Origin of the sequence: Kitasatospora sp. CM 4170 (assembly GCF_032110285.1) — a bacterium.
In the GTDB taxonomy this organism is placed as follows: domain Bacteria; phylum Actinomycetota; class Actinomycetes; order Streptomycetales; family Streptomycetaceae; genus Kitasatospora; species Kitasatospora aburaviensis.
On record NZ_CP134877.1, the window covers coordinates 5,268,175 to 5,282,478 of the forward strand.

General features: G+C 74.1%; 10 protein-coding genes. 8 read left to right on the forward strand and 2 right to left on the reverse strand.

Going from position 1 to position 14,304, the window contains the following annotated elements; all coding sequences use genetic code 11:
* The first annotated feature begins 106 nt into the window (after positions 1 to 106).
* Together RMN57_RS22555 and RMN57_RS22560 are read left to right on the forward strand one after the other, a co-directional pair.
* Positions 107 to 448 (forward strand): DUF4229 domain-containing protein, encoded by a 342-nt coding sequence (locus RMN57_RS22555; protein WP_313765145.1) that lies wholly within the window; start codon positions 107 to 109, stop codon positions 446 to 448.
* A gap of 188 nt (positions 449 to 636) precedes the next feature.
* Positions 637 to 1,674 carry a LacI family DNA-binding transcriptional regulator gene (locus RMN57_RS22560; RefSeq protein WP_313765146.1) on the forward strand — a complete coding sequence of 346 codons (1,038 nt, stop codon included), beginning with the start codon at positions 637 to 639 and terminating at the stop codon, positions 1,672 to 1,674.
* Positions 1,675 to 1,851: 177 nt separating this feature from the next.
* Here the strand turns inward: RMN57_RS22560 and RMN57_RS22565 are convergent, their stop codons facing one another.
* The gene (locus RMN57_RS22565) at positions 1,852 to 3,087 is read right to left on the reverse strand and encodes an MFS transporter (protein WP_313765147.1); all 1,236 of its coding nucleotides are present in this window, start codon (positions 3,085 to 3,087) and stop codon (positions 1,852 to 1,854) included.
* Between the two features lie 430 nt (positions 3,088 to 3,517).
* Between RMN57_RS22565 and RMN57_RS22570 the strand changes: the two genes are divergently transcribed.
* Together RMN57_RS22570 and RMN57_RS22575 are read left to right on the forward strand one after the other, a co-directional pair.
* Positions 3,518 to 4,864: a dicarboxylate/amino acid:cation symporter gene (locus RMN57_RS22570; protein ID WP_313765148.1), complete on the forward strand. Its 1,347-nt coding sequence runs from the start codon at positions 3,518 to 3,520 to the stop codon at positions 4,862 to 4,864.
* 632 nt (positions 4,865 to 5,496) lie between these two features.
* Positions 5,497 to 8,217, forward strand: a complete 2,721-nt coding sequence (locus RMN57_RS22575) for a glycoside hydrolase family 3 C-terminal domain-containing protein (protein ID WP_313765149.1) — start codon at positions 5,497 to 5,499, stop codon at positions 8,215 to 8,217.
* Between the two features lie 234 nt (positions 8,218 to 8,451).
* Here RMN57_RS22575 and RMN57_RS22580 read toward each other — a convergent pair whose 3' ends face one another.
* Complete coding sequence (locus RMN57_RS22580) at positions 8,452 to 8,655, reverse strand: cold-shock protein (RefSeq protein ID WP_238951231.1); 204 nt, start codon at positions 8,653 to 8,655, stop codon at positions 8,452 to 8,454.
* A 345-nt stretch (positions 8,656 to 9,000) separates the two neighbouring features.
* On the opposite strand from RMN57_RS22580, the gene RMN57_RS22585 reads away from it, so the two are divergent.
* From RMN57_RS22585 to RMN57_RS22600, 4 genes are all read left to right on the forward strand, one after another.
* Positions 9,001 to 9,918 (forward strand): menaquinone biosynthesis protein, encoded by a 918-nt coding sequence (locus RMN57_RS22585; protein ID WP_313765150.1) that lies wholly within the window; start codon positions 9,001 to 9,003, stop codon positions 9,916 to 9,918.
* A gap of 175 nt (positions 9,919 to 10,093) precedes the next feature.
* Complete coding sequence (locus RMN57_RS22590; protein WP_313765151.1) at positions 10,094 to 11,947, forward strand: serine/threonine-protein kinase; 1,854 nt, start codon at positions 10,094 to 10,096, stop codon at positions 11,945 to 11,947.
* 107 nt (positions 11,948 to 12,054) lie between these two features.
* Entirely contained in the window at positions 12,055 to 13,278 is a 1,224-nt protein-coding gene (gene mqnC / locus RMN57_RS22595; RefSeq protein ID WP_313765152.1) for a cyclic dehypoxanthinyl futalosine synthase, read from the forward strand.
* A gap of 8 nt (positions 13,279 to 13,286) precedes the next feature.
* Positions 13,287 to 14,063, forward strand: a complete 777-nt coding sequence (locus RMN57_RS22600; protein WP_313765153.1) for an imidazolonepropionase-like domain-containing protein — start codon at positions 13,287 to 13,289, stop codon at positions 14,061 to 14,063.
* Positions 14,064 to 14,304: the final 241 nt, after the last annotated feature.

Below are 14,304 nucleotides of genomic sequence, written 5' to 3' on the forward strand. Positions count from 1 at the left end.
GGACGGTGGGTCGCGGGGGACGGGCCACCCGTTCCCCGCGCGGGGCGTCGGGCATGCTTCACTGGGAGACCGGCCCAGCCCCCGCGCAGAGAAGGACGTGTCCCCGGTGAGCAGCAATGTGAGCAACAAGTCGCACGCCACGCTCCGTTACACCTCCCTGCGGGTCAGCATCTTCCTGGGCTGCCTGCTGGTCGCCCTGCTGCTCGGCCACTTCCAGCTGATCCCGGTCCGGGGCGAGCTCGGCGTGGTCTTCCTCTTCCTGCTGGCCGCGGTGGTCTCGGCGCCGCTCAGCTACGTCCTGCTGAGCAAGCAGCGCGACGAGATGTCGGCCCAGATCTCCGGCAAGGTCGACGGCCTGCGCAACCGCACGAAGGACCGGATCGCGGCGCAGAACGCGGAGGAGGACGCCGCCGACGACGCCGCCCGTGCGGCCGCCGCGCAGAACTGAGCCGCGCCGCCGCCGTGCCCGCACCCGACCCCGCCGCCGACACCCCGAGCTCTGGGACTCCGAGCTCCGGGACTCCGAGCTCCGACACCCCGAGCTCCGGGACTCCGCGCGCCGACGGCTTCGACGCCGATGGCGCGGGCGCCGGGCCTCCCGCCGGAGCCGCCCCGCGCGCGCCGCGTGCGTCCGGCGTGCCCGAGGGGCCGGGTGAACCGGCGAGCGGCACCTGGCCGGCCCCCGTCCGCCGCCCCACCGGGCGCGACGTCGCCCGGCTCGCCGGGGTCTCGCAGGCCACCGTCTCCCTGGTGTTCTCCGGCTCCGAGGCCGGCCGCCGGGTCTCCGACGCCACCCGGGAGCGGGTCCGGGAGGCTGCCCGCAGCCTCGGCTACCGCCCGCAGGCCGCCGGCCGGCAGCTGCGCCTCGGCCGCAGCGGCATGATCCTGCTGGCGGTGCCGAACATCCTCGGCCCGTTCTTCGGCCGGGTGCTGGAGGGCGTCCACGAGGAGGCCGGCAAGCACGGCCTCGCGGTCGTGGTCAGCTCGGGCTGGGGGAGCGCCACCCTGGCCGAGGCCGCCACCACCAGCCGGTTCGACGGCCTGCTGATCTGCTCCCCGGACGACAGCCAGCTCGGCGAGTTGCCCGCCGACACCCCCGCGGTCTTCCTGGACGCCGATCCCGGGACGGATCGGGCCCGCCCGACCATCGAGCTGGACGTGGCCGGCGGCATGCGCGCCGCCGTCGAGCACCTGGCCGCGCTCGGCCACCGCCGGATCGGCCGGCTGCGCTCCACCCACTCCGCGTACACCTTCCGGGTCCGTCAGGCCGCGTTCGAGCGGGCGGCCGAGGCGCTCGGCCTGGACGTGGTCGAGTTCGGGGTCAGCCTCAACGAGGGCCAGCCGGCCGCCCACAGCGTCGCCCACCGGCTGCTGGAGCACCCGGACCGCCCGCGCGCGGTGATCTGCGACGACGACGTGGTGGCCTCCGGGGTCTACCAGGCGGCCGTCGAACTCGGGCTGCGCGTCCCCGCCGACCTCTCGGTGGTCGGCATCGACAACGTCCCGGTCGCCGCGCTGCTCGCCCCGCCGCTCACCACCGTCGACCTCCCCGGCGAGGAGCTGGGCCGGGCCGGCGTGGCGGCGCTCGCCGACCTGCTCCGCGGCGAGCCGGTCGCGGCGGTGCCACCGCTGGCCACCTCGCTGGTCCTGCGCTCCTCGACCGCCGCGGCCTGAGCCCGGGGGGCCGCCGGGAGCGTCGGGGGGTGCCGGGATCGCCGGGAGCGTCGGGGTGCCGGGATCGCCGGGACTGCGGGGAGGACGGCCGCAGGGGCGACACGAAAGCGACTGCGCCCGTCGGCCAGACCACCCGGTCCGACGGGCGCAGTCACGACTGCGGGGAGTGCTCCGGCCTCAGGCCGCCGGCACCGGTTCGGCCAGCGTGGTCGCGGCGGTCGCGGCGGGCGCGGCGTCGGCCGGGGCGGGCCGGAACCAGCGGCGTGCGCCGAACAGCAGCAGCGCGCCCAGCCCGATGCCGCCGGCCGCGCAGAGCGCCACCGAGCTCAGCGACCCCTCGGCGAGGTTGCCGGAGACGGCGTAGCCGAGCGAGTTGCCGGTCGCGAACAGCGTCACCAGCCAGGCGAACGCCTCGGTCACCGTGCCGACCGGCGCCAGCTCCGCGACCAGGACGAACGCGGCCGCCAGCAGCGGCGCCAGCCCGATCCCGGAGAGGAACGCCAGCCCCGCCATCGCGAGCGGACCGGGCAGCAGCACCAGCGGGACGTAGCTGACGGCCATCCCGAGCGCCATGATCCACGTCCGGGTGGCGGTGCTGCTGCGCCACTTCACCGCGCCGTAGGCCAGCGCGCCCAGCAGGCCGCCGAGCGCCGCCAGCGCCAGCAGCGTCCCGGCACCGCCGGGCAGGCCGCCCTCGTGGGCCTCGGCGTACGCGATGAACAACACGTTCTGCGCGCCGACCGCCCAGCCCGCGCCGGCCAGGCCGATCAGCAGCAGGACCAGGCCGGGGGAGCGGAGCGGTCCGAGCAGACCGGAGGAGTGCGCGCGCGGCGGCGCCTGCCAGGCCCGGGCCGGTGCGGCGGTGGCCACGATCAGGGCCCCGGCCAGCCCCAGGGCGGCGGCCACCCAGAGCGCCGCCACCGGGCTGACCGCGCCCGCGATGCCGGCCACCGCGAGCGGGCCGGCCACGTAGAGGATCTGCTGCGAGGCGGAGTCGAAGGCGTACGCGGTGTCGAGCTGCTCGTCCTCGACGACGTCGGGCCAGAGCGAGCGCAGGCAGGGTTCGAGCGGCGGCATGGCCAGTCCGGCGACGGCGGCGCCGAGCGGTGCGGCGACCGCCGAGCCGGGTGCGAGTGCCAGCAGCGCGTAGCCGCCGCCGGCGATCACGGCGGAGGCGAGCAGCACCCGCGGCTGCCCGGTGCGGTCCACGATCCGCCCCAGCACCGGTCCGCCGACGGCGGCCGAGATCGCGTAGGCCGCGGTGGCCAGCCCGATCCGGCTGTACGGCGCACCGGCCTCGCGCAGGGCCAGCGCGATCACCAGGGCGGTCATGCCGGCCGGGAGGCGGCCGAGCAGGGTGCCGAAGAGGAGGCGGCTGACGTGCGGGGCGCGGAGCAGGGCGAGATAGCCCATGGACGGCTCTCCGTTCCGGGCAGGGGTGGGCGGGGGTGCCCTCCAAGTTATACGTATAACCAGCGCCGGTCAATCGAGGGCCGAGGTCGAGCTGATGGGGCATCAGCCTCGTTCGTGTCCGGATTTGATCGGTGTGCACCCACATCTCAAACAACAACTTTGAACATCTCAAACCTTTACTGCTAACGTGTCGGCCATGACCACCTCAGGAGCACTCCGGATGCACGGCCTGGGCGCGACGCCCACCGCCGCCCGCCCGTGCTGCCTGCCCGGTGCTGTGGACAGCCCGCGCCGTTGTCGCGCCATGAGCTGTATGCGGGCGGCACGCCCCTGACCGGGGCCCGGCTCCTCCCTGCCCGGCCCGCGCGCCGTGCCGCCTTCCCCGCCCCACCCCACCGTCAGCAACGCCCTCCCCCGGAGCCGCACTGCCATGCCCACAGCGCCCGAGGCGACCACGTCGCCGTCCGTGCTCGCCCGAATCCGCAAGACCCCGTTCTGGGTCCAGATCGTCGCCGGCCTCGTGCTCGGCGCCGGCCTCGGCTACCTGGCCCGCACCGCCGACATCTCCTGGCTGGCCACCACCCTGGAGACCATCGGCAAGATCTTCGTCCAGCTGCTGAAGCTGGCCGTCCCGCCGCTGGTGTTCACCGCGATCGTGGTGTCCGTGGCCAACCTGCGGAACGTGACCAACGCGGCCCGGCTGGCCGTCCGCACCCTGCTCTGGTTCGCGATCACCTCGCTGATCGCGGTCGGGATCGGTCTGGGCCTGGGCCTGCTGACCAACCCGGGTGAGGGCACCGACCTCAAGACCGAGGGCCTCAAGGCGCCGAAGTCCACGGGCAGCTGGATCGACTTCCTGACCGGCATCTTCCCGACCAACATCGTGACGGCCTTCACCGAGGTCGAGGTCCTCCAGATCGTCTTCCTGGCGATCGTGACCGGCGCGGCGATCCTCAAGCTCGGCAGCAAGGCCGAGCCGGTCCTCAAGCTCAGCGAGTCCGTGCTGGAGCTGATCCAGACCGCGCTCTGGTGGGTCATCCGCCTCTCGCCGCTCGGCACCCTCGGCCTGATCGGCAAGTCCGTCGCCAAGTACGGCTGGGACCTGCTGGAGCCCTTCGCGACCCTGACCGTCGACATCTACGTCGGCTGCGCGCTGGTGCTGTTCGGCGTCTACTCCCTGCTGCTGAGGTTCGCCGCGGGCCTCAACCCGCTGAACTTCTTCAAGGGCGCCTGGCCCGCCATCCAGCTGGCCTTCGTATCCCGCTCCTCGGTCGGCACCCTGCCGGTCACCCGCCGCGTCACCGAGCGCCTCGGGGTGCCGGGCGAGTACGCCTCGTTCGCCGTGCCGTTCGGCGCGACGACCAAGATGGACGGTTGCGCCGCGATCTACCCCTCGCTGGCCGCGATCTTCGTCGCCCAGGTCTACGGCATCGACCTCGGCATCAAGGACTACCTGCTGATCGCCTTCGTCTCGGTCATCGGCTCGGCCGCCACGGCCGGTCTCACCGGTGCGATCGTGATGCTGACGCTGACCCTGTCGACGCTCGGTCTGCCGCTGGAGGGCGTCGGCCTGCTGCTCGCGATCGACCCGATCCTCGACATGATGCGCACCGCGACCAACGTCGCCGGCCAGGCCGTCGTGCCGATCCTGGTGGCCGCCCGCGAGAAGACCCTCGACCTGGTCGCGTACAACAACCCGACCGGCGAGCTGCTCGACGGCTCGGCCTCGATCCCGGCCCAGGCCTCGGGCAAGGAGGCGGCCCCGGCGGCCGCCTGACCCGGGTTCACGCAGGCCCGCCCCCGCGCCGTCCGGCGCGGGGGCGGGCCTCTGCGTTGCCGCCGTCCGGCGCGGGGGCGGGCTTTCGCGTTGTCGCCGTGCCCGCCGCTCGGGCGTGCAGGGAGTGCGGCGCGGCGGCGCGGCGGAGCCCGGGTGTGCGGTACGGGAGTGCACGGCCGGCGCGGGTGGTGCGGGCGGTTCGGACGCGCGGAGCCGGTGGGCGGAACGCGTCGCGGACACGCCGTCGAAGTGGGCGGAGCACGGTTCGGGCAGGTGGCGGGCGGTTATATATGACATACCGTCAGATAGTCGGACCGTGAGGTCGCTATCTCGGCGTTCCCCCACGCGCCCCCCACGCCGATCGGTGCACCATGCGACGCATCTCCTCCTGTACGCGAATCCTCGTCGCCGGACTGGGCGGTTGCCTGCTGGCCGCCTGCGCGACCCCCGCCCCTGCGTCCGCCGACTCCTCCGCCCCCACCGCAACCCCGACGCCCGCCGTGACCTCCGCGGGCGCGTCCACATCCCCGTCCGCCCCGTCCCCGTCCATCGCCTCCCCGTCCGCCGATTCCGCGTCCGCCCCGTCCTCGTCCGCCGCGGTTCCCGGCCCCGGGTCGGCATCGGCGGCGTCGTTGGAACAACGGGTCGAGTCGCTGCTCGGGCAGCTGACGACCAACGAGAAGGCGACCCTGCTGCAAGGGATCTGGGCCCCGCAGGACGTGCACTCGGTCGGCTACGTCGAGGGCGTGCCCCGACTGGGCATCCCGCCACTACTGCTGACCGACGGGCCCGCGGGCATCCGGGACGGGCAGCCGGCCACCGCGATGCCGGCCCCGGTCTCGCTGGCCGCCGCCTTCGACCCGGACCTCGCGACCGGCTACGGCTCGGTGCTGGGCCGCGAGGCCAAGGCCCGTGGCTACCACGTGCTGTACGCGCCGATGGTCAACATCGTGCGGGTGCCGCAGGGCGGGCGGAACTTCGAAACGCTGGGCGAGGACCCGTTCCTCGCCGGGCGGATCGCCGCCGCCGAGGTGCGCGGCATCCAGGCGCAGGGCGTCGCGGCGCAGGTCAAGCACTACGCGGCGAACAACCAGGAGGCCAACCGCCAGTCGTACAGCTCCGAGGTGGACGAGCGGACGCTGCAGGAGATCGAGCTGCCGGCCTTCCGGGCGGCCGTCCAGGACGGCCGGGCCTGGTCGGCGATGTGCGGCTACAACCCGGTCGACGGGATCTGGGCCTGCGAGCACTTCCCACTGCTGCGGGACGTGCTGAAGGGCCGGTGGGGCTTCGACGGGGCGGTGGGCTCCGACTACCCCGCCACCCATTCCGCCGTGAACGCCGCCGCGGCCGGGCTGGACCAGGAGTTCGGCGGCTCCACCTACTTCGCGGAGCTGGCCGGTGCGGTGGCCGACGGGCGGCTCGCACCGGCGGTCCTAGACGACCAGGTGCGCCGGGTGCTGCGGCTGATGGTCCGCAGCGGCGCCCTGGACGGCGGCGGGACGGCCGGGGCCGACCCCGGCGCCGGCGCCCGGGACGCCCGCGCGGCCGCCGTCGCCGGCACGGTGCTGCTGAAGAACGACCGGGCCGCGCTGCCGCTGGACGCGGCCCGGCTGAAGTCGATCGCCGTCATCGGCCCCTGGGCCGACCGGGCCTACACCGGCGGCTACGGCTCCTCGCACGTCACCCCGTACCCCGAGTACACCGTCTCGCCGCTCGGCGGGATCACCGCGCGGGCCGGGTCGGGCGTCTCCGTCCGCCACGACGCCGGTGCCGACCCCGCGGCCGCCGCGGCCGTGGCAGCCGCCGCGGACGTCGCGGTGGTCGTGGTCGGCGACGAGGAGCGCGAGGGCGAGGACCGCCCGTCCCTGGACCTGGCCCCGGCCGACGACGCGCTGATCCGGGCCGTCGCCCGGGCCAATCCGCGGACCGTGGTGGTGCTCGACACCGGCGGCCCGGTGGTGATGCCGTGGCTGGACACCGTCCCGGCCGTGCTGGAGGCCTGGTACCCCGGCGAACAGAGCGGCACCGCGCTCGCCGACGTGCTGTTCGGCGACGCCGACCCGGGCGGCCGGCTCCCGGTGACCTTCCCGGTCTCGGCGGCGGCGACGCCGATCCAGGGTGCCGACCAGTACCCCGGCACCGACGGCGCCTACCACTACACCGAGCGGCTGGAGGTCGGCTACCGCTGGTACGACCGGGCCGGGGTGGCGCCGCTGTTCCCCTTCGGCCACGGCCTCTCGTACACCTCCTTCGACTACAGCGGCCTCACCGTGACCGGGCCGGACGCCGCCGGGCTGGTCCAGGTCGGCTTCGACGTCGCCAACCGCGGCACTCGGACGGGCACCGAGGTGCCCCAGCTGTACGTCGCCTTCCCGTCGGCGGCGGGCGAGCCCCCGCAGCAGCTCAAGGCGTTCGGCAAGCTCACCCTCGCCCCCGGCCGCTCCCAGCACGTGACCCTGCGGCTCGACCGGTCCTCCTTCGCCACCTGGGACGCGCAGGTGCACGGCTGGGGGGTGCCCGGCGGGCGGTACGGCATCACGGTCGGGTCGTCCTCCCGGGCACCACGGCTGAGCGGCGCCGTCGAGGTGGCGGCATCGGCCGCCGTCTCCACCTGGTCGGGCCGGATCACCGGCTCCGACGGCTCCTGCCTGGACGCCGGCGCCGCCGCGGCGAACGCCGACGAGGCGGTGCGGACGGCCGGCTGCGAGGGCACGGCGGTCCAGGAGGCGACGGTCGGTTCGGACGGCTCCATCGGGATGGCGGGCGGCTGCCTGCAGCCAGCCGGCACGGCCGACGGCGCCGACGTCCGGCTGCGGCCCTGCACCGGCACCGCGGCCCAGGGGTGGACGGTCCGGCCGGACACCACGATCCTGCACCGGGCCTCGGGCCGCTGCCTGCAACCGTCGGCCGGCCGGCTGCGCCTGCGGGACTGCGGCGGCGCCGCCGAACAGCGCTGGCACACCCCCCGGCCGAGCGGCCCGGTCACCGGACTGGCCGGGAAGTGCGTGGACGTCAACCGGGCGGCGACGGTCGACGGGACCGCCGTGCAGCTGTACCACTGCAACTCCACCGGGGCCCAGGACTGGAGCGTCCAGCAGGACGACACACTGCGGGCCTTCGGCAAGTGCCTGGACGTGACGAACGGTTGGACGGACGGCGGGACCCCGGTCCAGCTCTACGCCTGCAACGGCACCGGCGCCCAGCGCTGGCAGCCCCGCGCGGACGGCACGCTGGTCAACCCGGTCTCCGGCCGCTGCCTGGACGTCCAGTACGGGAGTACCGCCGACTTCAGCCGCCTGATCATCTGGGACTGTCACGCGGGCGCCAACCAGCGCTGGACGCTCCCGGCCTGACCCGGTGGCGCCCCGACCCGGGCGCGCAGAAGCGGAGGACGGAAGCGGAGGACGGAAGCGGAGGACGGAAGCGGAGGACGGAAGCAAACGACAGAAGCAGAAGGCGGAAGCAAAAGGCAGGGGGCCCACCGAACGGCGGGCCCCCTTGGGTACTGCTCTTGTGCTCATGGTGACGGCCGCAAGGCCGCCGGCGGACCCGAGAGGGTCCCGAGCGATCAGGTCATCAGAGGATGATCAGATAGCGGTGACGTTCTCCGCCTGCGGGCCCTTCGGACCCTGGGTGACGTCGAAGGTGACCGCCTGGTTCTCCTCCAGCGAGCGGAAACCGTTCGCGTTGATGGCGGAGTAGTGGACGAAGACGTCGGGGCCGCCGCCCTCCTGGGCGATGAAGCCGAAGCCCTTCTCAGCGTTGAACCACTTGACGGTTCCCTGAGCCATGCCGTTCTCCTTGCGAGGGACGTGTTGGGGACCACACCGTGTGGCGCCCGGTCCGCTGCGCTGATCGCCCTGCCTCCGGACGGGTCCGGAGTTTTTCGATATTGCTGAAAAACTACAAAAAGCCTGCGGTTACATGCTCCGCAGGCTTCAAGTACTGCAAGGGGAATCAAACTGCAACTGAGGGCAACGCTAGCATGCGGTCGCTGTGACGACCAGGGGTGGCTTGCGGGGCGGACAGGGCGTGTCGTAAGGCCCGTGGGCGTGTCGTGAGGCCGGTGAGGGGCGGCCCGATCAGCGGGCTTACGCTGCGGGGGAGGCGCGCACGAACAGCGAGGGAGCGGCGCAGTGTCGGTACCGGATGCGGAAACGCGGGAGCCCGAGGAGAACACCCCGGTCAGGCCGCGGGTAGGGCATATTCAGTTCCTGAACTGCGTCCCTCTCTACTGGGGCCTGGCCAGGACCGGCAATCTGCTCGATCTTGATCTCACCAAGGACACTCCGGAGAAGCTGAGCGACCAACTGGTCGGCGGTTCTCTCGACATCGGTCCGATCACCTGTGTGGAGTACCTGCGGCACGCGGACGAACTGCTCGTCCTGCCGGACATCGCGGTCGGCAGCGACGGCCCGGTGATGTCCTGCGTGATCGTCAGCAAGCTTCCGCTGTCCGAGCTGGACGGCCGCCGGGTCGCCCTCGGCTCGACCAGCCGGACCTCCGTCCGGCTGGCGCGCCTGCTGCTGGAGGAGCGCGAGGGCGTCCGTCCGGAGTACTTCAGCTGCCCGCCCGACCTGGACGCGATGCTCGCCGAGGCGGACGCCGCCGTGCTGATCGGGGACCCGGCGCTGCGCGCCTACCTCGGGCAGGCGGCCGCGCAGGGCCTCGCGGTGCACGACCTCGGCGCGATGTGGAAGGAGTGGACCGGGCTGCCGTTCGTCTTCGCCGTCTGGGCCGCCCGCCGCGACTTCGCCGAGCGCCGCCCGGCCCTGACCGCAGCGGTGCACCGGGCCTTCCTGCAGTCCCGTGACCTCTCGCTGGTGGAGGCCCGCGAGGTGGCCGAACAGGCCGCCCGCTGGGAGGCGTTCGACGCCGGGGTGCTGGAACGGTACTTCAGTGAGGCGCTGGACTTCTCGCTCGGCGAGCGGCAGCTGGCGGGCATGACCGAGTTCGCCCGCCGGGTCGCGCACGACAGCGGCTTCGCGCCGGACGTCCGGGTCCGGCTGCTGGAGCCGAAGGCGGAGCTGGAGCCGGCGTCCGTGGTGGTCTGAGGCGGAGCGCGGGGACCGTCCGGGGTCCGGTCCGGTCCGGGGTTTGGTCCGGGTGGCCGACCCGCACGGGGAGTGCCGCAGGTTGTGGCACTCCGACGCCTTCCCGCCCGGTACGGTCTGCTCGCGGTCCGCTCGCGGATGGTGCGGGCCGGCCGGTCGAGGGGAGCGTGCGGGAATGCAGGCACTGGGGACGGACGACCCGCGCCAGGTGGGCGGCTACCGGTTGCTGCGGCGGCTCGGCGCGGGCGGGATGGGCCGGGTCTACCTCGGCCGGACGGCCGGCGGCCGAACGGTCGCCGTCAAGGTGGTCCGCGGCGAACTGGCCGAGGACGCCGAGTTCCGGGCCCGGTTCCGGCAGGAGGTCGAGGCGGCCCGCCGGGTCGGCGGCACCTGGACCGCGCCGGTGCTGGACGCCGACACCGAGGGCGAGCACCCCTGGGTGGCCACCGGCTACGTCGCCGGCCCCGCACTCGGCGTCGCCGTCCGCGACTTCGGACCGTTGCCCGAGCCCGCCGTCCGGACGCTCGGCGTCGGGCTGGCCGAGGCGCTCGGCCACGTGCACGGGCTCGGGCTGGTGCACCGCGACGTCAAACCGTCCAACGTGCTGCTCACCCTCGACGGGCCGCGTCTGATCGACTTCGGGATCGCCCGCGCGCTCGACGCGACCAGCGGGCTCACCCAGTCCGGCTACGTGGTCGGCTCGCCCGGGTTCATGTCGCCGGAGCAGGCGAACGGCATGCCCGCCGGGCCGGCGAGCGACGTGTTCTCGCTCGGCGCGGTGCTCGCCTTCGCGGCCACCGGGGTGCACCCCTTCGGTGAGGGGGTGAGCGTCGCGGTGCTGCTCTACCGGGTGCTGCACGAGGAACCCGACCTGTCCGGGCTCTCCGGGGCGCTCCACCCGGTGGTGCTGGCCTGCCTGGCCAAGGACCCCGCGGCCCGCCCCACGCCGCAGCAGCTGCGGGAGCGGCTGGACGCCGACGGCGCGGCCGCCTTCCGGCTCGGGCGCGGCGGGTGGCTGCCGCCCGAGCTGGCGGCGGCGGTCGGGCGCAGTGCCGTCGAGCTGCTGGACCTGGAGGGGGAGCAGGGCACGGGGCTCGGTGAGGGGCGTGGGGCGGCCGCTGTCGGCGGCGGCGGCGGTGTCGGCGGAGTTGGCGGTGCCGGTGGCGGCGGTGCGGGGTTCGGACCGGGGCCCGTGCCGGGGCCGGGGTCCTGGCCGGGGTCGGGGGCGGGGGCGTCGTCGGGGGCGTCGTTGGGAGCGTCGTCGGGGGCGAGACCGGGGTCGGCGGACGGATGGGCGGTGCGGACGCCCACGTTCGGGGAGGGCGTGCCGGTCGGGAACGGGGGTCCTGGAGGTGGGTCGCCGGAGAGCGGGCCGGCGCCGACACCGGGGCAGGACCGGCAGGGCCGGCGGGGCGCGGCAGCCCTCGCCGGGGCGGTGGCCGCCGTGCTGGTCCTCGCCGGTGGTGGCTACGGCCTCTACCAGTGGCTGGGGAAGTCCGATCCGGCGAGCACGAAGGCCGCCACGACCGCCTCCGCGTCGACCTCCCCGGCCGGCACCACCCAGCCGCCGCCGTCGCCCCGCGCGGACGTGCCGACGGCGACGACGCCCACCGCCACCGCCGCCACGGCGACGACGCCCGCCCCCACCGCGACGACCACGGGCCCGAGCGTCGTCCCGGCCGCGTTCCTCGGCACCTGGCGCGGCGAGATGACCACCGCCAGGGGCCTGCCGGCCGGCACGACCACCCTGGCGATCGTCCCGGCCGCGATCGGGCAGGACGCCGTCACCAGCCGGAACGAGGTCACCGGCCTGATCTCGGTGAGCTGCGACGGCACCTGGCGGCTCGACTCGGTGTCACCGGACAGGCTCGTCTTCACCTCCCGGCTCGTCCGTTCCTCGTTCCCGGGGGCGTGCAGCGGCGGATCCAGCTCGGAGACGCTCACCCTGCAGAAGGACGGAACGATCCGTTTCACCTCCGTCGACCCCGACGCCGGCAACCCCTCCGGGACCATGCGGAAGGTGCCGTGAGGCCTGGCGCGGGCCGCGCGGGGGGCTGGCGTAGGCTGGTTCGGCCGTACCAGGAACCACCAAAGACCGCCGTGCGAACGCGGTACCGAGAGAGAGAAGGCCGACAGGTGTCCGAGCTCGCAGCGACCACCCTCGATGCGCCCAGCACCGACCTGCAGGCCGTGCTCGACCGGGCCGCGGCCGGCGGCCGGATCACCCCGGAGGAGGCGCTGGAGCTGTACCGCTCGGCGCCGCTGCACGCGCTCGGCTCGGCCGCCGACGCGGTGCGCCGCCGCCGCTACGCCGGTACCGAGCACATCGCGACGTACATCATCGAGCGCAACATCAACTACACCAACGTGTGTGTGACGGCGTGCAAGTTCTGCGCCTTCTACGTGCCGCCGAAGAGTGACAAGGGTTGGTCCCGCGACCTCGACGAGATCCTGCGCCGCTGCGCGGAGACGGTCGAGCTGGGCGGTACCCAGGTCATGTTCCAGGGCGGCCACCACCCGGACTACGGCGTCGAGTACTACGAGCGCGCCTTCTCGGCCATCAAGGCGGAGTTCCCGCAGCTGGTGATCCACTCGTTGGGCGCCTCCGAGGTCGAGCACATGTCGCGGATCTCGGGCGTGTCGATCGAGGAGGCCATCACCCGGATCCACCGGGCCGGCCTGGACTCCTTCGCGGGCGCCGGCGCCGAGCTGCTGCCGGAGCGGCCGCGCAAGGCCATCGCGCCGCTCAAGGAGTCCGGCGAGCGCTGGCTGGAGATCATGGAGGCGGCGCACGGCCTGGGCGTGGAGTCCACCTCCACCATGCTGATGGGCACCGGGGAGACCAACGCCGAGCGCATCGAGCACCTGCGGATGATCCGTGACGTGCAGGACCGCACCGGCGGCTTCCGCGCCTTCATCCCGTACACCTACCAGCCGCAGAACAACCACCTGAAGGGGTCGACCCAGGCGACCGTCTTCGAGTACCTGCGGATGATCTCGATCGCCCGCCTCTTCCTCGACAACGTCGCCCACATCCAGGGCTCCTGGCTGACCACCGGCAAGGAGGCCGGCCAGCTGTCGCTGCACTACGGCGCGGACGACCTGGGCTCGGTCATGCTGGAGGAGAACGTCGTCTCGATGGCCGGCGCGAAGCACCGCTCGAACCTCACCGAGCTGATCCACCTGATCCGGGCCGCCGACCGCGTCCCGGCCCAGCGCTCGACCACCTACGAGCACCTGCGGGTGCTGGACGACCCGGCCAACGACCCGGTCGACCCGCGGATCGCCTCGCACATCGCCTCCACCGCGATCGAGGGCGGCACCGCGCACCCCGAACTGAAGATCCTCGACAACCGCTGAGCGCCTCCTTGGTCCTGACCCTGCACCGGGCGGCCCTCGTGCTGCCCGACCCGGCCGACCCCACCGCCCCGTCCGTCGCCGACGGGGCGGTGCTGGTGCAGGACGGCCGGATCGCGGCCCTGGGCCCCCGCGAGGAGCTCGCGGCCGCCCACCCCGGGGCCAGGTTGCGCGACTGGGGCACGGCGCTGCTCACACCGGGCCTGCGCAACCCGTACGGGCATCGGCTGCTGGAACACGCGTACCACCCGGATCCGCGCGAGGGGGTCGGGGACGCACCGCTGCCCGGGGCGCTCTCCGGCTCGACCGACGAGACGCGCTGCGGTGCGAGCGCCCGGCGCGGGCTGCAGCGGATGCTCGGGTGCGGAGTGACGGCGCTGGCCGGGCCGTTCGACCGCGCCTCGGTGCGGACGGCGGTGACCCGCTCGGGGTTGACCACCCTGGCGGCGCCTCCGGGTGCCGCGGAGGTCGAGGGCCCGTTGGATCCGCTCGCCGTGCTGCCGCTCGCCGAGGCGGCTTACGGGCGGCTGGCGGTGGGTGGCCGGGCGGACTTCGCGGTGTTCGCGGAGTACGTGGCGCCCGCGGACTTCGCGGACTTCGCGGACTTCGCGGCGCCCGCGATCGATGCTGCGGTCGGTGAGGCTGCCGTGGTCGAGCCCGCTGAAGGTGAGGCCGTCGTGGTCGAGCCCGTCGCCGGTGGGGCCGCCGTGGTCGGGACCGTGGTTGTGCGTCCCGGGAGTTGTCTGGCCACCGTACTGGCCGGACGGCTGGTGTACCGGCGGCGCTGACGCCCCGCTACCCGTGGGTAGCCGCATTCCCGTGCTGCGCTTGGGACTTCCTTCGTGTGCACCCGGGAAGTCCTTCGTGTGCCGCCGAACTCCGTTGCCGGCCGTCCTGTCTGATTCCCCCTTCGCCGTGACCTGAGGGCCCGCCAGCGGATACGATCCCGGACAGCTCACTCCGTACCCTCACCACACTCCGCCCGTCACCGCGGGCGGCGGGGCCTCGTCCCAGGCTCCGAAGGCAAGC

Excerpts from the sequence above, each read along its gene's own strand:
- RMN57_RS22580 (WP_238951231.1), bottom strand. The coding sequence starts at position 8,655 with ATGGCTCAGGGAACCGTCAAGTGGTTCAACGCTGAGAAGGGCTTCGGC.
- RMN57_RS22590 (WP_313765151.1), top strand. The coding sequence starts at position 10,094 with ATGCAGGCACTGGGGACGGACGACCCGCGCCAGGTGGGCGGCTACCGG.
- RMN57_RS22570 (WP_313765148.1), top strand. The coding sequence starts at position 3,518 with ATGCCCACAGCGCCCGAGGCGACCACGTCGCCGTCCGTGCTCGCCCGA.
- RMN57_RS22565 (WP_313765147.1), bottom strand. The coding sequence starts at position 3,087 with ATGGGCTATCTCGCCCTGCTCCGCGCCCCGCACGTCAGCCGCCTCCTC.